The sequence below is a fragment of the Rahnella sp. BIGb0236 genome, from assembly GCF_004364755.1.
Taxonomy (GTDB): Bacteria; Pseudomonadota; Gammaproteobacteria; order Enterobacterales; family Enterobacteriaceae; genus Rahnella; species Rahnella victoriana.
On sequence record NZ_SOAO01000010.1, the window covers coordinates 14,411 to 38,964 of the forward strand.

29 protein-coding genes are annotated in these 24,554 nt (G+C 54.0%); 12 read left to right on the forward strand and 17 right to left on the reverse strand.

The features are described from left to right. Positions 1–64: 64 nt before the first annotated feature. From EDF78_RS18215 to zapE, 10 genes are all read right to left on the reverse strand, one after another. A complete protein-coding gene (locus EDF78_RS18215) occupies positions 65–940 on the reverse strand; it encodes an N-acetylmannosamine kinase (RefSeq protein WP_119822422.1) in 876 nt (291 codons plus the stop codon). Beyond that, positions 937–1,626, reverse strand: coding sequence for an N-acetylmannosamine-6-phosphate 2-epimerase (locus EDF78_RS18220; RefSeq protein WP_133823615.1), 690 nt, complete (start codon positions 1,624–1,626; stop codon positions 937–939). Before EDF78_RS18220 ends, EDF78_RS18215 begins: the two co-directional genes overlap by 4 nt. Before the next feature lie 18 nt (positions 1,627–1,644). Further along, a complete protein-coding gene (locus EDF78_RS18225; RefSeq protein ID WP_133823616.1) occupies positions 1,645–3,138 on the reverse strand; it encodes an MFS transporter in 1,494 nt (497 codons plus the stop codon). A gap of 88 nt (positions 3,139–3,226) precedes the next feature. Next, a complete protein-coding gene (gene nanA / locus EDF78_RS18230; protein ID WP_095924431.1) occupies positions 3,227–4,126 on the reverse strand; it encodes an N-acetylneuraminate lyase in 900 nt (299 codons plus the stop codon). 181 nt (positions 4,127–4,307) lie between these two features. Beyond that, on the reverse strand, positions 4,308–5,090 hold the full coding sequence (locus EDF78_RS18235) for a transcriptional regulator NanR (protein WP_119822420.1): 783 nt from the start codon (positions 5,088–5,090) through the stop codon (positions 4,308–4,310). 165 nt (positions 5,091–5,255) lie between these two features. Then, positions 5,256–5,750, reverse strand: coding sequence for a ClpXP protease specificity-enhancing factor (sspB, locus tag EDF78_RS18240; RefSeq protein ID WP_013577236.1), 495 nt, complete (start codon positions 5,748–5,750; stop codon positions 5,256–5,258). Between the two features lie 3 nt (positions 5,751–5,753). After that, positions 5,754–6,395: a stringent starvation protein SspA gene (sspA, locus tag EDF78_RS18245; protein ID WP_095924428.1), complete on the reverse strand. Its 642-nt coding sequence runs from the start codon at positions 6,393–6,395 to the stop codon at positions 5,754–5,756. Between the two features lie 333 nt (positions 6,396–6,728). Next, a complete protein-coding gene (gene rpsI, locus EDF78_RS18250; protein ID WP_013577238.1) occupies positions 6,729–7,121 on the reverse strand; it encodes a 30S ribosomal protein S9 in 393 nt (130 codons plus the stop codon). A gap of 16 nt (positions 7,122–7,137) precedes the next feature. Next, positions 7,138–7,566: a 50S ribosomal protein L13 gene (gene rplM / locus EDF78_RS18255; protein ID WP_013577239.1), complete on the reverse strand. Its 429-nt coding sequence runs from the start codon at positions 7,564–7,566 to the stop codon at positions 7,138–7,140. Between the two features lie 319 nt (positions 7,567–7,885). Further along, entirely contained in the window at positions 7,886–9,022 is a 1,137-nt protein-coding gene (gene zapE / locus EDF78_RS18265) for a cell division protein ZapE (RefSeq protein WP_095925265.1), read from the reverse strand. Positions 9,023–9,307: 285 nt separating this feature from the next. On the opposite strand from zapE, the gene zapG reads away from it, so the two are divergent. From zapG to degS, 3 genes are all read left to right on the forward strand, one after another. After that, a complete protein-coding gene (gene zapG / locus EDF78_RS18270) occupies positions 9,308–9,709 on the forward strand; it encodes a Z-ring associated protein ZapG (protein WP_013577242.1) in 402 nt (133 codons plus the stop codon). 153 nt (positions 9,710–9,862) lie between these two features. Next, positions 9,863–11,230, forward strand: coding sequence for a serine endoprotease DegQ (gene degQ / locus EDF78_RS18275; protein WP_095924427.1), 1,368 nt, complete (start codon positions 9,863–9,865; stop codon positions 11,228–11,230). 87 nt (positions 11,231–11,317) lie between these two features. Beyond that, entirely contained in the window at positions 11,318–12,385 is a 1,068-nt protein-coding gene (gene degS, locus EDF78_RS18280) for an outer membrane-stress sensor serine endopeptidase DegS (RefSeq protein ID WP_095924426.1), read from the forward strand. Positions 12,386–12,462: 77 nt separating this feature from the next. On the opposite strand, the gene murA is transcribed toward degS, so the two are convergent. From murA to mlaF, 7 genes are all read right to left on the reverse strand, one after another. After that, on the reverse strand, positions 12,463–13,722 hold the full coding sequence (murA, locus tag EDF78_RS18285; protein WP_095924425.1) for a UDP-N-acetylglucosamine 1-carboxyvinyltransferase: 1,260 nt from the start codon (positions 13,720–13,722) through the stop codon (positions 12,463–12,465). Positions 13,723–13,789: 67 nt separating this feature from the next. After that, the gene (ibaG, locus tag EDF78_RS18290; RefSeq protein WP_013577246.1) at positions 13,790–14,044 is read right to left on the reverse strand and encodes a BolA family iron metabolism protein IbaG; all 255 of its coding nucleotides are present in this window, start codon (positions 14,042–14,044) and stop codon (positions 13,790–13,792) included. Between the two features lie 167 nt (positions 14,045–14,211). Then, the gene (mlaB, locus tag EDF78_RS18295) at positions 14,212–14,526 is read right to left on the reverse strand and encodes a lipid asymmetry maintenance protein MlaB (RefSeq protein ID WP_095924424.1); all 315 of its coding nucleotides are present in this window, start codon (positions 14,524–14,526) and stop codon (positions 14,212–14,214) included. Beyond that, a complete protein-coding gene (gene mlaC / locus EDF78_RS18300; RefSeq protein ID WP_095924423.1) occupies positions 14,523–15,158 on the reverse strand; it encodes a phospholipid-binding protein MlaC in 636 nt (211 codons plus the stop codon). Before mlaC ends, mlaB begins: the two co-directional genes overlap by 4 nt. Before the next feature lie 41 nt (positions 15,159–15,199). Beyond that, positions 15,200–15,760 (reverse strand): outer membrane lipid asymmetry maintenance protein MlaD, encoded by a 561-nt coding sequence (gene mlaD / locus EDF78_RS18305; protein WP_095924422.1) that lies wholly within the window; start codon positions 15,758–15,760, stop codon positions 15,200–15,202. A gap of 3 nt (positions 15,761–15,763) precedes the next feature. Further along, the gene (mlaE, locus tag EDF78_RS18310) at positions 15,764–16,546 is read right to left on the reverse strand and encodes a lipid asymmetry maintenance ABC transporter permease subunit MlaE (RefSeq protein ID WP_095924421.1); all 783 of its coding nucleotides are present in this window, start codon (positions 16,544–16,546) and stop codon (positions 15,764–15,766) included. 15 nt (positions 16,547–16,561) lie between these two features. After that, positions 16,562–17,365, reverse strand: coding sequence for a phospholipid ABC transporter ATP-binding protein MlaF (mlaF, locus tag EDF78_RS18315; protein WP_095924420.1), 804 nt, complete (start codon positions 17,363–17,365; stop codon positions 16,562–16,564). A gap of 310 nt (positions 17,366–17,675) precedes the next feature. Between mlaF and EDF78_RS18320 the strand changes: the two genes are divergently transcribed. From EDF78_RS18320 to ptsN, 9 genes are all read left to right on the forward strand, one after another. Then, on the forward strand, positions 17,676–18,653 hold the full coding sequence (locus EDF78_RS18320; protein ID WP_095924419.1) for a calcium/sodium antiporter: 978 nt from the start codon (positions 17,676–17,678) through the stop codon (positions 18,651–18,653). A gap of 19 nt (positions 18,654–18,672) precedes the next feature. Next, positions 18,673–19,659 carry an arabinose-5-phosphate isomerase KdsD gene (gene kdsD, locus EDF78_RS18325; RefSeq protein WP_095924418.1) on the forward strand — a complete coding sequence of 329 codons (987 nt, stop codon included), beginning with the start codon at positions 18,673–18,675 and terminating at the stop codon, positions 19,657–19,659. A 16-nt stretch (positions 19,660–19,675) separates the two neighbouring features. Further along, a complete protein-coding gene (gene kdsC, locus EDF78_RS18330; protein ID WP_095924417.1) occupies positions 19,676–20,242 on the forward strand; it encodes a 3-deoxy-manno-octulosonate-8-phosphatase KdsC in 567 nt (188 codons plus the stop codon). Beyond that, positions 20,239–20,808 (forward strand): LPS export ABC transporter periplasmic protein LptC, encoded by a 570-nt coding sequence (gene lptC / locus EDF78_RS18335; RefSeq protein ID WP_133823617.1) that lies wholly within the window; start codon positions 20,239–20,241, stop codon positions 20,806–20,808. The genes kdsC and lptC overlap by 4 nt, the downstream gene beginning before the upstream one ends. Beyond that, positions 20,786–21,343, forward strand: coding sequence for a lipopolysaccharide ABC transporter substrate-binding protein LptA (lptA, locus tag EDF78_RS18340; protein ID WP_095924415.1), 558 nt, complete (start codon positions 20,786–20,788; stop codon positions 21,341–21,343). Before lptC ends, lptA begins: the two co-directional genes overlap by 23 nt. A 6-nt stretch (positions 21,344–21,349) precedes the next feature. Beyond that, a complete protein-coding gene (gene lptB, locus EDF78_RS18345) occupies positions 21,350–22,075 on the forward strand; it encodes an LPS export ABC transporter ATP-binding protein (protein WP_095924414.1) in 726 nt (241 codons plus the stop codon). A gap of 101 nt (positions 22,076–22,176) precedes the next feature. Continuing rightward, positions 22,177–23,610 carry an RNA polymerase factor sigma-54 gene (rpoN, locus tag EDF78_RS18350; protein WP_119822417.1) on the forward strand — a complete coding sequence of 478 codons (1,434 nt, stop codon included), beginning with the start codon at positions 22,177–22,179 and terminating at the stop codon, positions 23,608–23,610. Positions 23,611–23,633: 23 nt separating this feature from the next. After that, positions 23,634–23,921: a ribosome hibernation promoting factor gene (hpf, locus tag EDF78_RS18355; RefSeq protein WP_013577259.1), complete on the forward strand. Its 288-nt coding sequence runs from the start codon at positions 23,634–23,636 to the stop codon at positions 23,919–23,921. Between the two features lie 98 nt (positions 23,922–24,019). After that, entirely contained in the window at positions 24,020–24,502 is a 483-nt protein-coding gene (ptsN, locus tag EDF78_RS18360; RefSeq protein ID WP_173362074.1) for a PTS IIA-like nitrogen regulatory protein PtsN, read from the forward strand. Positions 24,503–24,554 lie beyond the last annotated feature (52 nt).

Sequence of the window (24,554 nt, forward strand, 5' to 3'; positions counted from 1 at the left end):
CCGTCGCCTCATAAAAAAGGGTCCGCCAGCCATGGCAGACCCTTTTTTTTATGCTTCGCAACCGTCACAACATTCTGTTCTGCGCCAGCAACGCGGCACCCAGCAAGCCTGCGTCATGCTGATGTTTCGCCCTGAAAAGCGGCACGCGACAAATCTCCGGCTCTTCCTCAAGCCATGCTTTCACCCGCGCTAAATATCCGTCGGCCAGACCCACACTTCCGCCCAATACCACGCACTGACAATCGGTCGCGACTTTGATATCCGCAATCAACCGTGCCAGCACACGGGCTGAACGCTGGATCAATTCCTCCGCTTGCGGATGCCCCGCCGCCGCATGAGCAAAAATCTGTTTCGCCGTGCAACCGGCTAAATCACCGTTTGCGGCGCGGGCAATGCCGCGCCCGGAGGCCATCGCCTCAACGCACCCCGTCCGGCCACAACCGCAGCGCGGACCGTGCGGATCGGCCAGCGTATGGCCGAAATGCCCCGCCAGCCCTTCGGTGCCGGTCAGCAGTTTGCCACCGGTGACCATTCCGCCGCCTACACCGGTCGAGACGGTGAGAAACACCATGTCCGTCGTATCAGCTGAAAGTGCGTGATACTCCGCCCAGGCAGCCGCCTGAGCGTCATTGACCGCCATGCACGGCAGGTTCGTCAAACGGGACAGGACATCCACCAATGGAAAATGGCTAAGGCCTCCGAGATTATCCGGATTTAGTGCCGTCAGAACGCCCTGTTTAATTATGCCGGTTGAGGCCACCGCCACCCGTTGCGCCTGAGAGACCAGCGGCGCGACGAGTGTTGCCAGCGCCGCCTGCAAGGCTTGTGGCGTGCGGCTGGCGGGTGTCGGGATTTCACGGCGGCCGGTGAGATTTGAGGCGCTGTCTGCCAGCGCCGCCGCCAGTTTGGTGCCGCCGATATCGATGACCAGCGTCGTCATTTGGCGACCTTCACGATCTCATCCCGGAACCACTGACAAACATGCTCCAGACGGGTAATGGCCGAACCGACCGTGACCGCCCAGGCACCCTGCTGCATCGCCTGCGCCGCCAGGTGCGGCGAGTTATAGCGTCCTTCGGCAATGACCCGGCATCCTTCAGCACTGAGTACTTTCACTAAGGCAACATCAGGTTCTTCCGGCACCGGCCCGCTGATATAGCCTGATAACGTTGTGCCGATAATGTCCGCCCCCAGCCGCTGACAATCCAGCCCGTCCTGCAACGAGGAACAATCCGCCATGGCCAGCAAATGATGCTGGTGGATACGCGCCAGCAGTTCCGCCACCGGCACCGGCCGTTCCCGGTCCGTGCCATCGAAAGCAATAATACTGGCACCCGCCTGCGCCAGCGCGTCCACATCCTGCAGATACGGCGTGATACGCACCGGAGAATCCTTAAGGTCACGTTTAATAATGCCGATGACCGGCACCGACACCCGCGCATGCGTCGCCCTGAGATTCTCAATGCCTTCGATGCGCAGCGCCACGGCACCGGCCTGCTCCGCAGCCAGCGCCATGGCGGCCACAATCTCAGGCTTATCCAGCGGGCTGCCGGGTACCGGCTGGCAGGACACAATCAGTCCGCCCGCTTGTGCAATATTCGCATCCAGTTTTTCAAGCAATGACATAAACACTCCCTGCTACATTCAGTTTCTGATCAATCCATTTTTCGGATTTTCCGGCTTCGCTTTCTTCAATGCACCGCTGAAAGGTTTGCCATCAATCGTATCGTGCGTGCGCAAGGCGTCAGGATGTACCCAACGCTGAATACGGGACGGCATATCCAGACCGATCAGCAAGATCACCACGAACGTCAACCCGAAGGACAGGGATGCCAGCGCGGTACCGAGATCCAGACGCTGGGCAATCGCCACCCCGATGACCGGAGCCAGTGCCCCGCCCAGCGCGCCGACGTTGTAGGTAAAGCCCAGCCCTGCCGCACGTTGTTCGGTATCGAAATAACCGCCAATCAGTTTAGGCAGAATGCCGGAGATGCCCTGTCCCAACATTTGTTGCAGGAATAACAGTAATCCCAATACCCAGATATTTCCGCCGCCGATCGCAAAGACCGGAATAATCAGCAGTTGCGAGGCCAGTAAACTGCACACGTACGCTTTGCGCGTGCCCAGCCAGTCGCCGAGGAAACCGCCCACGCAGCAGCCGACCGCCGCACCAAATCCGCTGAAGAACAACACATGCGCCACCAGTGTCGGGGAATAGGCCAGTTCCGTTTTTAAGTACGTCGGTAATAACGCCTGAATAGGCCACGAGTAGAGGAAAGCAAAGAAGACAACGACCATCAGCGTGACGCCGGTCGGCCAGCGTTTACCGCTGCCCTGCACCATAAAACTGATGAATATCGCCGCACATACCAGCCCCAGAATGGCAATCACGGCGGCGCTGCCCACATCTCCGGCAAAACAGAAATAGAGCGCGGTGGCGGCCACGACGGTCATGCCAACGTTGATGACGCGATGTTTGCCGCGATAAAGAACATCCACCATGGTTTTGACCGGTTTCTTATGGGCAAATTTCGCCTGCCAGTCTTCTGCTTCCGGGATATTTTTACGCAGCCACAGGGCGAAAATAATCGGTAAGATGCCGATGAAAAACAGTGCGCGCCAGCCCCAGACCGGTACCACCACGCTGTAAACCTGAGCGGCAATCACGGCACCCACCGAGAAGCCGGAAATCAAAAATCCGCTGGCCTTGTTACGTAAATGCTTTGGCCAGCTTTCAATGACGTAAGTCGCACTCGAGCCGTACTCCCCCGCCATGCCTATGCCGATAATCAGACGGGCGAAGAACATCACCGTGAAACCGGGGGCAAAACCGCAGGCCAGCGTCCCCACGGAAAACAGCACGATACTGGTGATCATCGCCAGCTTTCTGCCATACCGGTCGCCCATGGCGCCGAGCAGCAAGCCGCCAAACCAGCGGGAGATAAACGCCGCAGAAATCAGACTCGCGGCCTGAACACCTGTCAGGTCGAACTCGCTTTTAATTTCTGTCAGTACTAAGGCGATCAGGACAAAATCAAAACCATCTAAAAGGTAGCCAATCCAGGCGGCCGAAAATGCTTTCCATTGCGGTTTAGTCAAATGGCGAAACCATGAGATCTGTCGGGCATTGTTACGCATAAATCACCCCCGGGGCGGATGAGTAGGGATCCGCCCTTGGTTAGGACTGATAGAGTATTGTTGATGCCGGGCAATCCGGCATCCGGATTCAGAACGCGCTGCGTTCTGTCTGTAATTGCGCGGCCAGTGCTTTAAGCTCAGGCAGGTATTGCTCATCCACCGGCGCAAAAGGTTTGCGGCAAAGCGGTACGGCGACGATATCCATGTAATGCAAAATCGTTTTCAGCCCGCGGAAGACACCCGTTTTGATCAGCAGATCGATGACCTTGTTGCACTCGCTTTGCAGATGCATCGCACGCTGAACGTCTCCTTCCTGCACGGCAGTTTTAATTGCCATGTATCGCCATCCCATGACGTTATAGGTACTGCCGATCCCGCCATCGGCGCCTGCCAGCAGGCCGGAGGCAAAGATTTCGTCGTACCCGTTGTAGAGCACCAGATCGGGATGCGCGCGGCGGATTTTTTCCATCTCATACAGGTCGCCGGACGTTTGTTTCAACGCGCCCACGCCGGGCAGTTTGATCAGGGTGTCGATCTGATCCAGCGTCAGTTTCACGCCGCTGAGTGCCGGAATGTTGTAAACCACCATCGGTAAGCCTTCGGCGGCATCCGTGACGGCACGGTAGTGATCGCAATGTTCATTAAAGCTGAAAGGGTAGTAGAACGGCGTCACCGCAGAGACGGCATCAAACCCGTAACGGTTTGCCGCCGCGGCGAGTGTCTGACTTTCACGGGTGCTGATTGCGCCGACATGCGCGATTAACGTCACCTTCCCTTTCGCTTCTTCCGCCACGATTTCCAGCACCTGTTCGCGCTCCTGCGGACTTTGAAGGAAGGCTTCGCCGGTAGAACCGCCGACGTACAGGCCATCAATCCCCTGTTCAATATTGAAACGCACCAGACGGCGCAGGCTGTCGGTATCCACTTGTTGTTGCTGATTGAAAGGAGTGAGCAATGCCGGCATCACGCCCCGCAGATTCTGTGTCATAAACGCCTCTTGGTTGTTGGGTTTTCAGGCAATTCGATATACCTTTATACCTGTTATACCAGACCAAAAAACAAACACAATACACCTGAAGGTTCAGGATGTGATCTGCACCATATGAAATAGTTATGGGTGATCAGAGACGATCAAAAAGAATGCGGGGAAGATCGCAGTTCAGGACGGGTTACAGCTTCGCACCACGATCAGGCTTTGCCGCGTAATACGCCGCGAACACGCTTTTCAGATGCGCTTTCAGCGCCGCATCGGCGGCATCCGGATCACGCGCCCGGATAGCGTTGAAGATTTCGATGTGCTGCTGATAACTGACGTTATTGTGGGCGTGCAACTCTTCCTGTGGCACGGAAGGACGCGCGGCAATCAGCCAGTCCAGCAGGGCCACATGCACGACCATGAAGATCGGGTTGGCCGGGATTTCTGCCAGTTCGCGGTGAAATTCGATGTCAGAGCGGATGAACAGATCGTTGTCGTCCAGTGACTGGCTGTTCATTTCCAGCGCTTTCCCAAGACGTTCAATCTGCTCGTCGGTGGCGAATTCGGCGGCGTAGCGCACCAGGCTGGATTCGAAAAACATCCGCAGTTGCTCGAAATGGGCAATCCCTTCAGGCCGCGCGAGAAAGTCTGTCGCCACACCGGACAACTCACTGATGATGGTTTCTGCCGACGGACGGGAGACGCGGGCGCGCTCCCCGTTACTGATCTGCACCAGCCCTTTACGTTTGAGCGCCGCCAGTGCTTCGCGTACGGAAGGGCGGCCAACGTTGAAAAATGTCATCAGCTCACGTTCTGACGGCAGTTGCTCCCCTTCGGCGAATTCGCGCCTGCGGATCATCTGCTCCAGCTCTTCTTCCACCATTTCTGAAAGCTTCTTGCGCGCCAGAGGACGGCGGCGCATTGCATGCCCGAAGGTGTCGTTGATGTCTGCCGGTTGTTCGTCGAATGTGCTCATAACTCAGGATCAGACCCTGTTTAATGAATGGGATACGAAGGAATTTTTGAATGATAACACAGCACATCTGCACTGGCGAAAGGAGAGGCAGGCGGAATGCGGGCATAAAAAACCCCGCGTAGTATTACGCAGGGTTTAGAGGCGAAGCCGGTCTGAGGCAGACTGTTATTTCACAACACGCAATGCCGGGCGACCACCGCGTGGCGGAGTCGGCGGCTCATCATCCGGATCTTCTTCAGCCACATCTGGCAAATCGCCATCAATGACTGACATGGTCGGCTCTGTCGGCTCATCCGCGCTCAGGTCGCCATCAAAGGCCCCTTCAGCTTCATAAGCAGGTTCAGGTTCAAACATGGTACCGGCACCGTTTTCACGGGCATAAATCGCCAGAACGGCAGCGATCGGTACAAATACGTTACGCGGCACGCCGCCAAAACGGGCGTTAAAGCGTACGTCATCGTTACCCAGTTCGAGATTGCCGACAGCACGCGGCGCAACGTTCAGAACGATTTGTCCGTCACGCGCAAACTCCATCGGCACCATCACGCCAGGCATCGTCACGTCAACCACCAGATGCGGGGTTAACTGGTTGTCGAGCAACCAGTCATAAAAAGCCCGCAACAGATAGGGGCGACGCGGAGACATGTCGGTCATCTCCATACCTTAACCTCGGGTATGCAAACGCATTTCGCGCTCTGCTTCGGTCAGGGAAGCCAGGAAGGCATCACGTTCGAAGACGCGGGTCATGTAGCCTTTCAGCTCTTTAGAACCGGCACCCGCCAGCTCAATGCCCAACTCCGGCAAACGCCACAGCAGCGGAGCCAGGTAGCAATCGACCAGGCTGAACTCTTCGCTTTTGAAGTAAGGCATGTAAGAGAAGATTGGCGCAATCGCCAGCAGCTCTTCACGCAGTTGTTTACGCGCAGCATCGGCTTCGGTCGCAGAACCTTGTTCGATTTGGCGCATCAACGAATACCAGTCATTTTCGATGCGGTGCATCATCAGACGGCTCTCACCACGGGCAACCGGATAAACCGGCATCAGCGGTGGATGCGGGAAACGCTCATCAAGATATTCCATGATGATACGGGATTCGAACAGGGTCAGCTCACGATCAACCAGCGTCGGTACAGTGCGGTAAGGGTTGAGGTCAATAAGATCCTGCGGCAGGTGATCCATCTCAACCTGCTCGATCTCGACACTGACACCTTTTTCCGCCAGTACGATACGTACCTGATGGCTAAAAATGTCGGTCGGGCCGGAAAACAGCGTCATTACCGAACGTTTGTTGGCAGCGACAGCCATGAAAACCTCCAAGTTTATCTAGAATATTACAGCGAGTTATCGCCAGCCTGCAGTTTTTGTCCCGTAGTTTCATAGACAACCATCGGCAAGGCGAACCCAGCCAGGAAGCGCGGCAACGTCAACTGCTCGGCGAACAGGCACAAAAGTGTGTGATAGTTTACCAGATTTTACGCAGGCTGTGGGCGACGGTGAGACGATTTCATGGGGAATTGTGTGTCAGGAGATCATTTCCCCTGCGATTACTGAAAAACAGGTATAAAAAAACCCGGTGAAACACCGGGTTTTTGACGCTGATTTCCGTGCCGAAGCACTGTGCTGCAAAGCAGCAGAAAATTAACGTTTGGAGAACTGAGGACGACGACGTGCTTTACGCAGACCGACTTTCTTACGTTCAACCTGACGAGCATCACGAGTAACGAAGCCAGCTTTACGCAGTTCGCCACGAAGATTTTCGTCATATTCCATCAGTGCACGGGTAATACCGTGACGGATAGCACCAGCTTGACCGGAGATACCACCACCTTTAACAGTGATGTACAGGTCGAATTTCTCAACCATGTCGACCAGTTCCAGTGGTTGACGAACTACCATGCGGGCAGTTTCACGACCAAAGTACTGTTCCAGGCTACGCTGGTTAATTACGATGTTACCACTACCCGGTTTGATGAAAACACGAGCGGCGGAGCTTTTGCGGCGACCAGTGCCGTAGTATTGATTTTCAGCCATTGCCTATAATCCCGAATTAAATGTCAAGAACTTGCGGTTGTTGCGCCGCATGAGTGTGCTCGTTACCCGCGTAAACTTTCATTTTACGGTACATTGCACGACCCAACGGGCCCTTTGGCAACATGCCTTTAACCGCGAGCTCGATCACGCGTTCAGGACGGCGAGCGATCATCTCTTCAAAGGTCGCTTGCTTGATACCACCGATGTGGCCGGTGTGATGGTAATAAATCTTGTCGTTACGCTTGTTGCCGGTTACAGCAACTTTTTCTGCGTTCAGAACGATGATGTAATCACCAGTATCAACGTGCGGAGTGTATTCCGCTTTATGTTTGCCACGCAGACGGCGAGCCAGTTCAGTGGCCAGGCGACCTAAGGTCTTGCCGGTAGCGTCAACTACGAACCAGTCACGTTGTACGGTTTCCGGTTTAGCTGTAAAAGTTTTCATTAAAAGCTTACCCAATTAAAGTTACACGTTGGCGAACACCCGAACGCTTACTTGTTTATAAAATAAGTATTTGAGGTTCACACGACCATCGTCCAGCAAACCTACCCCTTCGAATAGCCAATGCTGGCACTTATAAAGTTTCGGGAAAAAAACTTTGTAGTAACGTGGGGTCGCAAGATTATAGAGAAGTCTCCTGCAAAGATCGAACCCTTTTTCGACAAAAAGGAAGATTTCCCTCAACATCGTCTGAGGGTTCGACAGGCAGGCTTTACTGACTCTTTTTATACCACAAAACGAACAAAGAATAACCAACCCATCATCATGGCAGATGCGGGCGCTTGAGGTATTCTTCGCTCTGCATCTCCTGTAAACGCGACAGGCAACGCTGGTATTCGAATTTCAGCCGTTCGCCCTGATAGATGTCAAACATCGGCGCGGCAGCGGAAATCACCAGTTTGACATGGCGCTCATAGAATTCATCCACCAGCGCCAGAAAACGGCGTGCAGCATTCTCACTGTCTGCGCCCATCACCGGCACATTATGCAGCAACACGCTGTGATAGATTTTTGACAGCGCAATGTAGTCGAGCTGGCTGCGCGCCTCTTCGCATAAGGTATGGAATTCTACCGCCAGCACGCCATCCACGGCGGCAATCGCCTGCAATGGACGGTGGTTCACTTCCAGCAGCGGTTTGCCGCCTGCGTCCGCGCCGCTGTGATTGCCGGTCAGTTTCCCCAGCATGGCATGCATCGCATCCGCCGTTTCCGGACCGGCCGGCGTCAGCCATAAATTGGCTTGTGTCAGTGTACGCAGACGGTAATCAATCCCGGCATCCACATTCAGCACATCGCAATATTCTTTGATCAGATCAATCGCGGGCAGGAAACGCGCACGTTGCAGACCGTTACGGTACAGCAAGTCCGGTGGAATGTTTGAGGTGGCAATCAGCGTGATGCCACGGGCAAACAGCGCCTGCAATAATGTGGCCAGCAGCATCGCATCGGTAATATCCGAAACAAAAAACTCATCGAAACACAGCACGTCGGTTTCTGCCTTGAAGCGGTCAGCGATCACTTCCAGCGGATCTTCCTGCCCCTGAAGCTGCGTCAGCTCTTCATGGACGCGCAACATAAAGCGGTGGAAATGCAGACGAAGCTTACGTTCGCCGGGCAGGCTGTGGAAGAACAGATCCATCAGCCAGGTTTTGCCCCGCCCCACTCCGCCCCACATATATAAGCCCTGTACGGGCCGCGTCGTGGTTTTCGGCGGGCTTTTGGCAAATAAGCGTCCCAGCAAGCCACGGCTGGCGGCCGGTGGCGATGCGGCAGGCCGGGCGGACAGCGCCTGATAGATGGCATCAAGCTGAGCGACTGCCTGTTTCTGAACGGCATCCGCCTGGAACTCACCGGCATCAACAGCGTTCTGATACAGGAAAAGGGGTGATTGAGATTGCATCTTCGTTAACGTCCCTGAGAAAAAAATTTTATGTTTTTCACGTCGTTTAGCCGCTTTTTTGCTGTGGATTCGCCGCATTTCCCGGCTGTCTGTGTGTGAAAAAACCAACAGACCGCAGTGATTTTCCCGGCAGGATTCCACTCTGACAAGGTTAACGGTTATAGTGGAGCTATTGCATGACGCATGCGTGTGACAATTACGTTAAAACCATTGTGTAAAAAAGTTAAGTCATAAAAGTTACGTGAAAAAGCCCTGCGGGACAACGAAGTCAAAATAGGAGTCATTATGACCTGGGAGTATGCACTCATTGGATTAGTGGTCGGTATCGCGATTGGTGCGGTAGCGATGCGCTTTGGTAATCGTAAATTACGTGATCAACAAGTCATGAAAAACGAGCTGGAGAAAAGTAAAGCCGAACTCGACGAATACCGTCAGGAGCTGGTGGGCCATTTTGCCCGCAGCGCAGAGTTACTCGATAATATGGCGACCGATTACCGCCAGCTTTATCAACACATGGCGAAAAGCTCCAACAATTTGCTGCCTGATATGCCAGAGCAGGATAATCCGTTCAACTACCGTCTGACCGGTTCTGAAGCCGATAACGATCAGGTGCCGGTGCAGATGCCACGCGATTACTCTGACGGTGCGTCTGGTCTGCTGCGCGGCGAGCGTCCTGTCCGTAAATAACTGACGCGCCTGACCGGTATGACATCCTCATGCCGGTCAATATGCGGCACATGTTCCGTGCATGTGCCGTTCTCCGGATCCTTCCCGTGCTGTGAATCACCGTTCTATTGTCCATAACTGACGTCCATTACAGAAAGCGAGAGAGTTATCGTGATGAAGAAAAAGTCATTTTTGCTCAGTGTGTTAGCTGTTAGCCTTGGATTAACTTTCGCTTCTGCGCCTATGGCGAATGCTGCTTTGCCTACGGAAGTTCAGGGACAACCTTTACCCAGCCTGGCTCCGATGCTGGAAAAAGTCTTACCGGCGGTGGTGGGCGTACAGGTGTCCGGCACCCAGCCGCCAAGTGCGGATGTGCCACCGGAATACAAGTTCTTCTTCGGCCAGCAAGATCCGGAACCGAATCCCGGCCCGCAACCTTTTGAAGGTCTGGGTTCCGGTGTGATTATTGATGCCGCCAAAGGCTACGTGCTCACCAACAATCACGTGGTGAACAACGCGGATAAAATTAACGTCCAGCTCAATGACGGTCGTGAATATAAAGCCAAGCTGATCGGCAAAGACGATCAGTCTGATATCGCCGTGATCCAGCTGATTGATGCCAAAAACCTGACACAAATTGCGATGGCCGATTCCGATAACCTGCGCGTGGGGGATTTTGCGGTTGCCGTCGGTAATCCGTTCGGACTCGGTCAGACCGTGACGTCCGGCATTGTCTCAGCACTTGGTCGCAGCGGCCTGAATCTTGAAGGGCTGGAAAACTTTATTCAGACCGATGCGTCAATTAACCGCGGTAACTCCGGCGGCGCGTTGCTCGATCTGAAAGGTGAACTGATCGGTATCAATACCGCCATTATCTCTTCACAAGGTGGCAGTGTCGGTATCGGTTTCGCTATCCCGGTGAACATGGCGAAAAACCTCAGCCACCAGCTGATTGAGTTCGGTGAGGTGAAACGCGGCCTGCTGGGGATCAGAGGCAGTGAAATGACACCGGAACTGGCGCAGGCATTTAAGCTCGACAGCCAGCGTGGCGCGTTCGTCAATGAAGTGTTACCGGATTCCGCCGCCGCCAAAGCAGGTATCAAATCCGGCGACGTGCTGATTACCCTTCAGGGCAAAACGCTGAGCAGCTTTGCCGAATTACGCGCGAAAGTCGGCACGGCCGGTCCGGGCGTCACCATGCAGATTGGTCTGCTGCGCGACGGCAAACCGATGACCGTCAATGTCACGCTGGATAAAAGTCCGGCAGTGGAAGTCAGCATCGAGAAGCTGAATCCGGCGCTGCAGGGCGTGACGCTCAGCGATCCGGCGGATAAAAACGCCAAAGGCGTACATGTCGATGACGTGAAAAAAGGCTCACCGGCTGAGCAGATTGGCCTTGAGAAAGACGATGTCATCATCGGCGTTAACCGCGAGCCTCTCGAAAATCTGGCGGCTTTCCGCAAAATTCTGGAAAGCAAACCGGACCTGATTGCCCTGAGCATTCAGCGTAAAGGCCAAAATATCTATTTATTCATGCCGTAAAGCGTTGAAAATCGGACGCAGGTGCTGCTGCGTCCGATTAACTCATGCTATTCTTCCCTCACTTTTCATCTCGCACCCCATACACCCATGTTTGTTAAGCTATTGAGATCTGCTGTTATCGGCCTGATTGTTGCCGGCATTTTGCTGGCGGCGGTGCCTATGTTGCGTAAAAACATCACAGAACCGTTGTTTGACCGTAATTTTGTGCAGAACAGCGAAGAACCCGTCAGCTATAACTCAGGCGTCCGCCATGCCGCACCGGCGGTGGTGAACGTTTATAACCGCAACATGGGCAACAGTTCGCAAAACGAACTGGCCATCCGCACACTGGGTTCCGGTGTGATCATGAACGACAACGGTTACATCCTGACCAATAAACACGTGATCAATAATGCCGATCAGATCATCGTGGCATTGCAGGATGGACGCGTATTCGAAGCCCTGCTGGTCGGCTCAGACAGCCTGACAGACTTAGCCGTGCTGAAAATCAATGCCGGAAATTTGCCGGTGATCCCGATTAATCCACACCGCACGCCGCATGTCGGTGATGTCGTGATGGCGATTGGTAACCCGTATAACCTCGGTCAGACCGTCACGCAGGGCATTATCAGCGCGACAGGCCGTATCGGCCTCAGCCCGTCAGGTCGCCAGAACTTCCTGCAAACCGATGCCTCGATTAACCAGGGCAACTCCGGTGGTGCGCTGGTGAACTCATTGGGTGAGCTGATGGGGATTAATACCCTGTCCTTTGACCAGAGCAACGATGGTGCCACGCCGGAAGGCATTGGTTTCGCCATCCCGACCGCGCTGGCGACAAAAGTCATGGGCAAGCTGATTCGTGATGGCCGCGTGATCAGGGGTTATATCGGCATCGGCGGGCGCGAGGTATCGCCTCTGCACGGGCCAAACAGCGGGCTGGATCATATTCAGGGGATTGTGGTTAACGAAGTCACGCCAAACGGCCCGGCGGCCAATGCCGGTATGCAGGTCCGGGACGTGATTGTTAACGTCAACAATAAACCGGCGATTTCGGCAATCGAAACCATGGATCAGGTGGCAGAGGTACGGCCGGGCACGGTGATCCCGGTGGAGATTATGCGCAACGGCCAGAAGCTGACCTTGCAGGTGACCGTGCAGGAATACCCTTCGCACTGACCGCCGCAGATTCCAGAAACGAAAAAGCCGGAAAGGTTTCCCCTTCCGGCTTTTTTTATGGCATCAGGCTGAGTTTATCACTCGCCTTTGAAGCGCTCGATTTTCGCACCCAGCTGACGCAGTTTATCTTCGATACGCTCGTAACCACGATCGATGTGATAAATACGGTCAACCACGGTCACACCTTCCGCAATACACCCCGCCAGAACCAGACTCGCAGACGCACGTAAATCCGTCGCCATGACCTGAGCGCCAGACAGTTTTTCAACGCCGTGACAAATCAGGGTGCTGCCTTCGATTTCAGCATGTGCGCCCATACGGATCAGTTCAGGAATGTGCATGAAACGGTTTTCGAAGATGGTTTCGGTGATCACACCGGTCCCTTCCGCCACCAGGTTCAGCAAGCTGAACTGCGCCTGCATATCGGTCGGGAACCCCGGATGTGGTGCAGTGCGGAAGGTGACGGCTTTCGCGCGGTTACCGTGCATGTCGAGACTGATCCAGTCTTCGCCCACTTCGATATCCGCACCGGCTTCACGCAGTTTTGCCAGCACGGCATCCAGCGTATCAGGACGGGCTTCGCGACAGGTGATTTTGCCACCGGAGATCGCCGCCGCCACCAGGAAAGTCCCGGTTTCGATACGGTCCGGCACCACGCGGTAAACACCGCCGCCCAGACGCGCAACGCCTTCGATGGTGATTTTGTCGGTGCCTGCGCCGGTGATTTTCGCACCCAGCGTGTTCAGGAAATTCGCGGTATCGACAATTTCCGGCTCACGCGCGGCGTTTTCAATGATGGTGGTGCCTTCGGCCAGTGTCGCGGCACTCATGATGGTGACGGTCGCGCCAACGCTGACTTTATCCATCACGATGTGCGCGCCTTTCAGACGGCCATCGACAGACGCTTTCACATAGCCTTCTTCCAGCACGATGGTCGCGCCCAGTTGTTCCAGACCGGTAATGTGCAGGTCGACAGGACGCGCGCCAATGGCGCAACCGCCCGGCAGGGACACTTCACCACGGCCAAAACGCGCCACCAGCGGGCCAAGTGCCCAGATGGAAGCACGCATGGTTTTCACCAGATCATACGGTGCACAAAACTCGTTAACCGCGCTGGCGTCCACGAACACAGAACCGTTGCGTTCGATTTTGGTGCCCAGCTGGCTCAGGAGTTTGATGGTGGTATCGATATCTTTCAGGTGAGGAACGTTCTGGAGTTCAACCGGTTCTTCAGCAAGCAGTGCGGCAAACAAAATAGGAAGTGCTGCATTTTTTGCACCAGAGATAGTGACTTCACCGCTCAGGCGAGTCCCACCCTGTACACGAAATTTATCCATTATGACTGCTCTCTATTCATTAAAACGACAGGTCAGATACGAGGAAGCTGCCGGGACGCCGGCAGTCTTATAAACCGCTCAGTTTACGGTCACGCGCCCATTCTTCCGGGGTATAAGCCTTGATAGACAGGGCGTGGATTCGATTGTCGGCGATGTATTCCATCAGCGGGGCGTAAACGGTCTGCTGTTTTTTCACGCGGCTCATGCCATCAAACATCGCACCAACGACTATGGCCTGAAAATGACTGCCATCGCCAGTAATGTGGGCTTCGTCCAGTGCCAATGCATTCATCAGCACGTCTTTAATTTCACTTGTTTCCATAGGGATCTATTCTTCTGAGAATCATAACAGCCCGATATCTTATAGGGATCGGCGCAATTCTTAAACCACGAAAAAGCCCCTGACGAAGAGTTTCGCACAGGGGCTTTGGGGACATTCAGGCGGTGATCCGTCTCCCGCGGCCTAACTCACGGGAACTGCTGACATATTTACTCAACAGCGCAGGCCGTGGTGTCAGACGGAATGATGTCCTGAAGGTTATACAATGCAATCAGTGTACGCAGACGGTCGGTGATCCCCGCGATGGTCAGCGACGTTCCCTGCTGGCTGGCTTCTTCGCGCAAATGCACCAGCAGCGCCAGCCCGGAAGAATCCACCCGCGCCAGCCCGGACACATCCAGACAGGTCACGCCAGCCATCAGCGTTTTACGCACATCCCAGAATGCCACCAGCGTTTCGCGATCCAGTTCACCGTGCAACCTCAGTCGCGGCGGCTGCGATTCCCAGCGCAGGGCTTCACTCATTGTTGTTTATCCAGCGTGATCGGCTGAGCCGCCGCTTGTTTCAGACGGGCAGTCAGACCATCAATGCCTTTCTGACGCAGGATATCCGCCCATTCGTTCTGCTTGGTGGAAATCATGCTGACGCCTTCGGCAATCATGTCATACGCCTGCCACTCACCGGTGCGGCTGTTTTTACGCCACTGGAAATCCAGACGAACCGGCGGACGGCCATTCGGATCGGTAATGGTCACACGGATCGCAATGATGTCTTTACCGGCATAAGACTGCTCCGGTTGTACGGTATAGCTCTGGCCGTTGTACATCGCCAGCGCCTGACCGTAAGCCTGTTGCAGATAGTCAGAGAACGCGGCGAAATAGGCGTCGCGCTGTGCCGGCGTTGCCTGCTGGTAATAGCGACCTAACACCAGCGCACCGGCGTATTTGATTTGCACGTACGGCAGCAGTTCTTCGCGGACGATCTGACGCAGATAATTAGGATCCTGCTTAATCTTCGGCTGTTCGGTTTTGAGGCGGGTGAAGGTTTTGTTCGCCGCTTCATTCATCACGCTGTAAGGATTGGTTTTATCCACCGCGGCATTCGCCAGCGGAGCCATAACCACCAGCAGGGCAGCGATCATTAAACGTTTAAACATACTCATTTCCTCTTTTTTGGAGAATCCGTGATAGCAAATTCTTAATGGGCAGCCGGTTGGGGTGCCGTATTCGCGTCAGGCGCGGTATTCCCTTCCGGCGCAGCAGGCGCCGCAGTCGCATCCGGGTCAGCTTTGCCGTCGCCACTCTTGTAAAGGAACTGACCAATCAGGTCTTCAAGAACCAGCGCTGATTTGGTGTCCTGAATGACGCCACCCTCTTTAAGGATAGTCGTTCCCATGTCAGGGTCTTCAAATCCAATGTTCAGGGCCAGGAACTGTTCGCCCAATAAACCCGAGGTACGGATCGCCAGCGTACTGGTGCTCGGGATCTGGTTATACTTCTGGTCGATGTCCATTTCTACGCGTGGGGAATAGTTTTTATCCAGCGTGATGCTGCTGACGCGGCCGATCACTACGCCGCCGACTTTCACCGGAGAACCACTTTTCAGGCCGCCGATATTATCGAAGTCGGCAGAAATACGGTAAGTCGGATCAGAACCGATGGAACGGATATCCGCCACTTTCAGACACAGGAATAACACCGCGATCAATGCGATGATTAAAAACGCGCCTACCCAGATCTCACTCTTTTTCGTTTGCATGGTTTAATTTCCAAACATCAGTGCTGTCAGCACAAAATCCAATCCCAGCACCGCCAGTGACGAATGCACCACAGTACGTGTCGTTGCCCGGCTGATCCCTTCGGACGTCGGTATCGCATCATAGCCATTGAACAACGCAATCCAGGTCACAGTGATAGCGAAAACAAGGCTTTTTATCAGACAGTTAAGCAGGTCAGTCCGCCAGTCTACGGCAGTTTGCATCGCAGACCAGAAGAAACCGCTGTCGATCCCTTTCCAGTCCACGCCCACCAGCGAACCGCCCCAGATCCCGACGGCGACAAAAATCGCCGTCAGCAGAGGCATGGAAATCAGACCGGCCCAGAAACGCGGTGCCACAACGCGGCGCAGCGGATCGATTGCCATCATTTCCAGACTTGAGATTTGCTCGGTGGCTTTCATCAGCCCCAGTTCAGCGGTCAGCGCAGATCCCGCGCGACCGGCAAACAACAGTGCCGTGACCACCGGACCGAGTTCGCGCAGTAAAGAGAGCGCCACCATCATGCCCAGACTGGCTTCCGCACTGTAGGTGGTTAAAATCAGATAGCCCTGCAAGCCAAGCACCATGCCGATAAACAAACCGGACACCAGGATGATTAACAGGGAAAGCACGCCAACACTGTAGAGCTGCTTAACCAGCAGCGGCCATTGTTTGGCAAATTGCGGCTTACCGATCAATGCCCGGAAGAGCATCAGACCGGCGCGGCCAAAAGACGCACAGGTATTTATCCCGCGACGTCCGACTGAGGCGAGTGCCTTAGTTAACATAAGCAGATAACTCCATCATCCGAGCAACTCGGTTTTGTAATCACCGGCCGGGAATCGGAAAGGCACCGGTCCGTCGGCAATACCGTCGAGGAACTGGCGAACCCGCGGATCAGGATTGTTTTGCAATGCCTCCGGCGTTCCTTCTGCAATCACCCGCTGCGCCGCCACAATATAGGCGTAATCCGCGATGCTCAGCACTTCAGGCACATCATGAGACACCACAATACAAGTCACGCCCAGCGCATGGTTCAGTTCGTCGATAAGTTTGACCAGCACGCCCATGGTGATGGGATCCTGTCCGACGAAAGGTTCATCGAACATGATCAGCTCCGGATCCAGCGCGATAGCCCGCGCCAGCGCCACACGACGCGCCATCCCGCCTGATAATTCGGCAGGCATCAGATCACCGGCACCGCGCAGACCGACCGCTTCCAGCTTCATGGTCACGGTGCTGCGCAATAACGCTTCTGGCAATTTACTGTGCTCACGCAGCGGAAATGCCACATTTTCGAACACAGTCAGGTCGGTAAACAAGGCACCGGACTGAAACAGCATGCTCATTTTTTTGCGCGATTCGTACAGTTTGCGGCGCGACAGCGTCGGAATGTTATCGCCGTCAAACCAGATTTCGCCGCTGTCCGGCGCAAGTTGCCCGCCGATCAGGCGCAGCAAGGTGGTTTTGCCGATCCCCGAAGGCCCCATAATGGCGGTAACCTTGCCCCGTGGCACTGTCATGTTTATCTCTTCGAAAATGGGACGATCGCCGCGCACGAAACTCATGCCTTTGATCTCTACCAGATTCGATTCGCTTTGACTCATTCAGTTTATCCCTTCGGAATGCTTTCGCTAAGAATACGTCTGACCCGCACCGGGAGTCGTATAACTTTGGTATTTTTACAAAAACTTACCCCGGTTTCGTTACCAAACTTGCCATCGATTTACTTTTCCACCACAGACGGTCAAAATCGACGAATTACCATGTTAAATTAAAAGCCTTCATCGTCTAACATACAGGAACCTGCTGACGGCGTCGTTTTCAGAGAAAATGTTGCTTCAGCTCATGTTGACGAAGGAATCGCCTGCCTGCAAAGGCAACGAACCTCGCATTATACCCAATAAAGGATGTTTCATGCTTCTCGCTATCGTACTGATGATTGTCGGCTTGTTACTGTTAGTTTACGCCGCCGATCGTCTGGTGTACGGAGCCGCAGTGTTGGCACGCTCAATGGGCATTCCTCCGCTGGTGATTGGCATGACCGTCGTCGGCGTCGGGATCTCCCTGCCGGAGCTGGTGGTGTCCACCACGGCCGCCATCAACGATCAGATGGATTTGGCCGTCGGAAACGCAATTGGTTCGAATATCATTAATATTCTTCTGATTTTGGGCGGTGCCGCCCTGATTCATCCACTTTCCGTTCGTTCTGATATATTACGCCGCGAACTCCCTCTATTGTTACTGGTCACTGCGCTGTGCGGTTTTCTGCTCAGCGACGGCGAACTCAGCCGCATTGATGGTGTGTTGCTGCTGGCCAGTGCCGCCGTGTTTATGATGCTGGTGATAAAAATCGCCCGCGCCGCCGAGAAAGAAGGACTGGATACGCTGACCTACGAGCAGATGTCCGAACTTCCGCAGGACAGCAGCAACACCGTGGCGTTTCTGTGGCTGGCGCTGGGCTTTATCATCATGCCGCTGGCGTCCGGGATGATTGTCGACAACAGTACAGTGATTGCCCGCTATTTCGGCGTCAGTGAACTGGTGATTGGTCTGACAGTCATTGCTATCGGCACCAGCCTGCCGGAACTGGCGACATTTATCGCCGGGGCGATTAAAGGTGAGGATGATATCGCGCTGGGCAATATCATCGGTGCCAATATTTTTAACACCTGCCTGGTGCTGGGATTACCCGCGCTGGTGGCACCCGGTTCGTTCAACCCGGACGCATTCCATCGCGATTACTGGGTGATGCTGGCGGTCAGCGTGGTGCTTTCCGGCCTGTGTCTGATGCGTAAACACCGTATCGGTCATTTAGCCGGTGCATTGTTGCTGTGTGGATTTATCGCCTATATGGCGCTGCTGTTCCTGCAACCGGACAGCATTGCCTTCTGAACTCTGTCAGGAACTGACTATGGCTAACTTTACCTTCGCCGCCGACTTTGATTTCCAGGCCGTCGGTCGCGATGTGCTGAAAACAGAACGTGAAGGACTTGAGCAGTTAGATCAATACATTAACGGTGATTTCACCCGCGCCTGCGAAAAAATCTTTGCCTGCACAGGCAAAGTCGTGGTGATGGGGATGGGCAAATCCGGGCATATCGGCCGCAAAATGGCCGCCACCTTTGCCAGCACCGGCACACCGGCTTTCTTTGTCCATCCGGGAGAAGCCAGCCACGGCGATCTGGGCATGGTGTCGAAGCAGGATGTGGTGATTTTGATCTCCAACTCCGGCGAGGCCCATGAAATTCTGGGGCTGATCCCGGTCCTGAAGCGCCTGAACATCACGCTCATCTGCATGACGTCCAATCCGGAAAGCACGATGGGCAAAGCCGCTGATGTCCACCTTTGCGTGAAAGTGCCGAAAGAAGCCTGTCCGCTGGGTCTGGCACCGACCAGCAGCACGACGGCGGTACTGGTGATGGGCGATGCACTGGCGGTTGCGCTGCTGGAAGCCCGTGGCTTTACGCCGGAAGATTTCGCGCTGTCGCATCCGGGCGGAGCACTGGGTCGCAAGCTGTTGCTGCGTGTCAGCGATATTATGCACACCGGCGATGACATCCCGCATGTCACCCGCGACGCCTCCCTGCGGGATGCCCTTCTGGAAATCACCCGCAAAAACCTTGGTATGACGGTGATTTGCAATGATTTGATGAAAATCGAAGGCATCTTTACCGACGGGGATTTACGCCGCATCTTTGATATGGGCGTTAACATCAACACGGCGTCGATTGCCGATGTGATGACCACCGGCGGTATCCGCGTCCGCCCTTCTCTTCTGGCGGTGGATGCACTGAATTTAATGCAGGAAAAACACATTACCTGCGTCATGGTCGCTGATGGTGACCAGTTGCTGGGTGTGTTACATATGCACGATATGCTGCGCGCTGGCGTAGTTTAATTGAGGAATGCCCTGAATGAGTAATAGCGCAGCCCTGGTGGACACCTGCTACGGCCCGGTCAGCACAGACGTGCTTGAGCGGGCGAAAGCGGTCCGCCTGCTGATTTGCGATGTGGACGGCGTCATGTCTGATGGCCTGATCTATATGGGAAATCAGGGAGAAGAGCTGAAAAGTTTTAACGTTCGCGACGGTTACGGTATCCGCTGCCTGCTGACATCTGACATTGAGGTCGCGATTATTACAGGCCGCAATGCAAAATTGCTGGAAGATCGCGCCAAAACCCTCGGCATACGCCACTTGTATCAGGGGCAATCGGATAAGCTTTTGGCCTTCCGCGAACTGTTAGATACACTGTCTTTACAGGCCAGCGAAGTGGCTTACATCGGTGATGACCTGATTGACTGGCCGGTGATGGCCGAAGTGGGCCTTTCTGTCGCGGTTCAGGATGCGCATCCTATCCTGTTGCCGAAAGCAGATTATGTGACCCGAATTGCGGGTGGACGCGGCGCAGTGCGTGAATTGTGTGATTTGATTCTGCTGGCGCAGGGTAAGCTGGAGGACGCCAAAGGGCTGTCGATATGAGTAAAACAAGACTTTGGGTTATTCTGGCTCTGACGGCCATTGTTCTGATACTGATTGGCTGGTCGCTGTCTGACAACAGTGATGATGTCCCGCAGGCCGTCAACGATCAGGATCCGACCTATCAGAGCGCCCACACCGTCACGATGGTGTATGACCCGCTGGGTAGCCTGACGTATAAACTGGTGTCAGATCAGGTAAAATATTACACCGCTGATCAGGTGACATGGTTTACCAATCCGGTAGCCACCATGTATGACAAGAACAAAGTCGCCACCTGGGTATTGCGTTCTGATAAAGCGAAACTGACTCAGGATAAGATGCTCTATCTTTACGGGCATGTGCAGGCCGACAGCCTGACCCCTGAAACATCACAGCTGCAAAGAATCAAAACGGACAATGCACGGGTTAACCTGACGACACAGGACGTTGCCTCAGACGATGAAGTAACGCTTTATGGCACAGGTTTTACATCTAATGGCATGAAAATGCGTGGTAATCTGCGTGATAAAACAGCAGAGCTGATCGAAAAGGTAACGACCTCTTATGAAATTCAAAGCAAAAAATAAATTCCGTGATCTCCTGATCGTCAGCTCATTGTTAGCCGTCAGCATTCCGGCCTTTGCATTGAAAGATGACACGACGAAGCCGATCACCATTGATTCGCAAAATCAGGCGCTGGACGTGAACACCAATACCGCGACCTTCACCGGCAACGTGGTGGTGAATCAGGGTACGATCCAGGTGAAAGCCGATAGAGTTGTCGTGATCCGCCCGCAGGGTGTTTCCGGCAAAGAAGTGGTGGAAGGTTACGGCAACCCGGTGACGTTCTATCAGATGCAGGACAACGGTAAACCGGTTAAAGGCCACGCCCAGAAAGTCCGCTACGAAGTGGAAAACGATCTGGTGACCCTGACCGGCAATGCTTACCTTGAACAGCTGGACAGCAATGTCAAAGGCGACCGCATCACCTATCTGGTGCAAAAACAGCAAATGGAAGCTTTTAGTGATAAAGGTAACCGTGTGACGACCGTACTGGTTCCTTCGCAGCTGCAACAGAAAACGCCTGCAGCAGGCGGCCAGCCGACCAAAAAGAGTAACTGATATTTTATGGCAAAATTAATCGCAGAGAATCTGGCCAAGGCATACAAAGGCCGCAAGGTCGTTGAAGATGTCAGCCTGATGGTCAACTCAGGTGAAATCGTCGGATTATTAGGGCCAAACGGTGCCGGTAAAACCACCACCTTTTACATGGTGGTGGGTATCGTTCAGCGCGATGCGGGGCGTATTGTCGTCGATGAAGAAGACATCAGCCTGCTTCCGCTGCATACCCGCGCCCGTCGCGGTATCGGCTACCTTCCGCAGGAAGCGTCCATTTTCCGTCGTCTCAGCGTGTTTGATAACCTGATGGCGGTGTTGCAGATCCGTGATGATCTGAACAAAGAACAGCGTAACGATCGCGCCAATGAACTGATGGAAGAGTTCCATATTTCTCATTTGCGCGATAACCTCGGTCAGTCACTGTCCGGGGGTGAACGCCGTCGTGTAGAAATTGCCCGTGCGCTGGCAGCGAACCCGAAATTCATCCTGCTGGATGAACCGTTCGCCGGGGTTGACCCGATTTCAGTTATCGACATCAAAAAAATCATTGAGCATTTACGTGACAGCGGCCTCGGCGTACTGATCACTGACCATAACGTGCGTGAAACACTCGATGTGTGTGAACGCGCGTATATCGTCAGTCAGGGGAAATTGATCGCCCACGGCACGCCAGCCGACATTCTTGCTGATGAACAAGTTAAACGTGTTTATCTTGGTGAAGAATTCCGTCTGTGATCTGTGCCGCCGGAACCGTGCCTGTTTCAACTTAAACTGAAACAGGCCGTCTCTGACAGAAGTGTTGCCGTTCTCACTCATCAACGGAATTAAGCCAAGATATGAAGCAAGGTTTGCAACTCAGACTCAGCCAACAACTGGCAATGACTCCTCAGTTACAACAGGCCATCCGCCTGTTGCAATTGTCCACGCTCGAGCTCCAGCAGGAGATCCAACTCGCGCTGGAGAGCAACCCTCTGCTGGAACAAACCGACCTTCATGATGAAATCGATGCGGTGGAAACCACCGACAACGAAGGATTAGATACCCGCGAAGCCCTCGAGCAAAAAGACATGCCCGAAGAGCTGCCGCTGGATGCGACCTGGGATGAGATTTACACCGCAGGCACGCCGTCCGGTACCGGCAATGATTACAGCGATGACGAATTGCCGATTTACCAGGGCGAAACCACCCAGACCCTGCAGGATTACCTGATGTGGCAGGTGGAACTGACGCCGTTTTCCGATACCGATGCCGCGATTGCCACCTCCATCGTCGATGCGGTGGATGACACCGGTTACCTCACCGTTTCCCTTGAAGATATTCTTGAAAGCGTGGGTGACGAAAACATCACCATGGACGAAGTTGAAGCCGTGCTTAAGCGCGTTCAACGCTTTGACCCGGTGGGCGTGGCGGCGCGTGATCTGCGCGACTGTCTGCTGATCCAGCTTTCTCAATATGTTACTGACACCCCGTTTATCACCGAAGCCCGTCTGATCATCAGCGAACATCTCGATTTGCTGGCGAACCATGATTTCCGTGCACTTATGCGATCAACCCGGTTAAAAGAAGATACACTGAAAGGAGCGATGCTCCTGATCCAGTCTCTTGATCCGCGTCCGGGCCAGTCGATCAATACCGGTGAATCCGAATACGTGATCCCGGATGTGCTGGTGCGTAAAGTGTCAGGTGTCTGGACGGTCGAACTGAATTCCGACAGCATTCCGCGACTGAAGATAAATCAGCAGTACGCCGCGATGGGCAATTCCGCACGCAGCGACAGCGACGGCCAGTTTATCCGCAGCAATCTGCAGGAAGCCAAGTGGTTAATCAAAAGTCTGGAAAGCCGTAACGACACGCTGTTAAAAGTGACGCGCTGCATCGTTGAGCAGCAGCAGGCGTTCTTTGAACTGGGTGAAGAATTTATGAAACCTATGGTGCTGGCCGATATCGCCAGTGCCGTAGAAATGCACGAATCGACAATTTCACGTGTGACGACGCAGAAGTTCCTGCACAGCCCGCGTGGCATTTTCGAACTGAAGTATTTCTTCTCCAGCCATGTCAGTACAGACAGCGGCGGCGAGGCATCGTCAACCGCCATCCGGGCGCTGGTGAAGAAATTAATCGCAGCGGAGAATCCTGTAAAACCGCTCAGTGACAGTAAGTTAGCGACCCTGCTTTCCGATCAGGGGATCATGGTCGCACGACGGACCGTCGCCAAATACCGAGAGTCTTTGTCCATCCCGCCCTCAAACCAACGTAAACAGTTAGTTTGACCTCAACAGAGAAGGAAGACATTATGCAGCTCAACATTACCGGACATCACATTGAGATCACGGATCCCCTGAGAGAATTCATCACGTCGAAGCTGGCCAAGCTCGAGCAGTATTTCGACAGGATTAATCAGGTGTATGTGGTGTTGAGCGTGGAAAAGGTGCAAAAAGTTGCGGAAGCGACTTTGCATGTGAATGGAGGCGAATTACATGCCACCTCGGAACATCAGGATATGTACGCAGCGATTGACGGACTGGTTGATAAACTGGCCCGCCAGCTGAATAAACATAAAGACAAACTGAAACAGCACTGACATTCATGTAGCCAACCCTGTGCTACAAACCTTCGGGCATCGGCTTGTGACCTTCGGGAAACGAGCCGATATAGCTTTAAGGGTGAAACAGCGCAAAAGTGAAAGATGACATGATTAACGATACTGCAATGCAATTAACGTCGGTGCTCAATGCCGAATGCACCAAAAGTGGCGTTCATTGCGCCAGCAAGAAACGCGCACTGGAAATCATCAGCGAACTGGCCGCTAAGCAATTAAATTTATCGCCACAGGTGATTTTCGACGCCATTTTGACCCGTGAACGTATGGGCAGCACCGGGATCGGTGCCGGGATCGCCATCCCGCACGGAAAGCTGGAAGAAGATACTTTACGTGCCGTCGGGGTGTTCATTCAGCTGGAACAGCCGATCGCTTTTGACGCCATCGATAATCAGCCGGTAGATTTACTTTTTGCCTTGCTGGTTCCGGCAGATCAATGTAAAACCCACTTACACACCTTATCGTTAGTTGCTAAGAAATTGGCTGATAAAACAGTGTGTCGCCGTCTGCGCGGAGCGCAAAGCGACGAAGAACTGTTCCAGATAATGACTGAAAACGAATAGCGTCTGATCCCGGTTTTCGTGCCGGGAAAATGAATGCTGAACACTGAATGCC

Excerpts from the sequence above, each read along its gene's own strand:
- hpf (WP_013577259.1), top strand. The coding sequence starts at position 23,634 with ATGCAGCTCAACATTACCGGACATCACATTGAGATCACGGATCCCCTG.
- EDF78_RS18320 (WP_095924419.1), top strand. The coding sequence starts at position 17,676 with ATGCTTCTCGCTATCGTACTGATGATTGTCGGCTTGTTACTGTTAGTT.
- EDF78_RS18235 (WP_119822420.1), bottom strand. The coding sequence starts at position 5,090 with ATGAGCACATTCGACGAACAACCGGCAGACATCAACGACACCTTCGGG.
- EDF78_RS18225 (WP_133823616.1), bottom strand. The coding sequence starts at position 3,138 with ATGCGTAACAATGCCCGACAGATCTCATGGTTTCGCCATTTGACTAAA.
- rpoN (WP_119822417.1), top strand. The coding sequence starts at position 22,177 with ATGAAGCAAGGTTTGCAACTCAGACTCAGCCAACAACTGGCAATGACT.
- mlaE (WP_095924421.1), bottom strand. The coding sequence starts at position 16,546 with ATGTTAACTAAGGCACTCGCCTCAGTCGGACGTCGCGGGATAAATACC.
- EDF78_RS18215 (WP_119822422.1), bottom strand. The coding sequence starts at position 940 with ATGACGACGCTGGTCATCGATATCGGCGGCACCAAACTGGCGGCGGCG.
- rpsI (WP_013577238.1), bottom strand. The coding sequence starts at position 7,121 with ATGGCTGAAAATCAATACTACGGCACTGGTCGCCGCAAAAGCTCCGCC.
- zapE (WP_095925265.1), bottom strand. The coding sequence starts at position 9,022 with ATGCAATCTCAATCACCCCTTTTCCTGTATCAGAACGCTGTTGATGCC.
- kdsC (WP_095924417.1), top strand. The coding sequence starts at position 19,676 with ATGAGTAATAGCGCAGCCCTGGTGGACACCTGCTACGGCCCGGTCAGC.
- murA (WP_095924425.1), bottom strand. The coding sequence starts at position 13,722 with ATGGATAAATTTCGTGTACAGGGTGGGACTCGCCTGAGCGGTGAAGTC.
- mlaF (WP_095924420.1), bottom strand. The coding sequence starts at position 17,365 with ATGAGTCAAAGCGAATCGAATCTGGTAGAGATCAAAGGCATGAGTTTC.
- zapG (WP_013577242.1), top strand. The coding sequence starts at position 9,308 with ATGACCTGGGAGTATGCACTCATTGGATTAGTGGTCGGTATCGCGATT.
- mlaB (WP_095924424.1), bottom strand. The coding sequence starts at position 14,526 with ATGAGTGAAGCCCTGCGCTGGGAATCGCAGCCGCCGCGACTGAGGTTG.
- mlaC (WP_095924423.1), bottom strand. The coding sequence starts at position 15,158 with ATGTTTAAACGTTTAATGATCGCTGCCCTGCTGGTGGTTATGGCTCCG.
- degQ (WP_095924427.1), top strand. The coding sequence starts at position 9,863 with ATGAAGAAAAAGTCATTTTTGCTCAGTGTGTTAGCTGTTAGCCTTGGA.
- lptA (WP_095924415.1), top strand. The coding sequence starts at position 20,786 with ATGAAATTCAAAGCAAAAAATAAATTCCGTGATCTCCTGATCGTCAGC.
- EDF78_RS18220 (WP_133823615.1), bottom strand. The coding sequence starts at position 1,626 with ATGTCATTGCTTGAAAAACTGGATGCGAATATTGCACAAGCGGGCGGA.
- sspA (WP_095924428.1), bottom strand. The coding sequence starts at position 6,395 with ATGGCTGTCGCTGCCAACAAACGTTCGGTAATGACGCTGTTTTCCGGC.
- kdsD (WP_095924418.1), top strand. The coding sequence starts at position 18,673 with ATGGCTAACTTTACCTTCGCCGCCGACTTTGATTTCCAGGCCGTCGGT.
- nanA (WP_095924431.1), bottom strand. The coding sequence starts at position 4,126 with ATGACACAGAATCTGCGGGGCGTGATGCCGGCATTGCTCACTCCTTTC.
- mlaD (WP_095924422.1), bottom strand. The coding sequence starts at position 15,760 with ATGCAAACGAAAAAGAGTGAGATCTGGGTAGGCGCGTTTTTAATCATC.
- ibaG (WP_013577246.1), bottom strand. The coding sequence starts at position 14,044 with ATGGAAACAAGTGAAATTAAAGACGTGCTGATGAATGCATTGGCACTG.
- sspB (WP_013577236.1), bottom strand. The coding sequence starts at position 5,750 with ATGGAGATGACCGACATGTCTCCGCGTCGCCCCTATCTGTTGCGGGCT.
- lptB (WP_095924414.1), top strand. The coding sequence starts at position 21,350 with ATGGCAAAATTAATCGCAGAGAATCTGGCCAAGGCATACAAAGGCCGC.
- degS (WP_095924426.1), top strand. The coding sequence starts at position 11,318 with ATGTTTGTTAAGCTATTGAGATCTGCTGTTATCGGCCTGATTGTTGCC.
- lptC (WP_133823617.1), top strand. The coding sequence starts at position 20,239 with ATGAGTAAAACAAGACTTTGGGTTATTCTGGCTCTGACGGCCATTGTT.
- rplM (WP_013577239.1), bottom strand. The coding sequence starts at position 7,566 with ATGAAAACTTTTACAGCTAAACCGGAAACCGTACAACGTGACTGGTTC.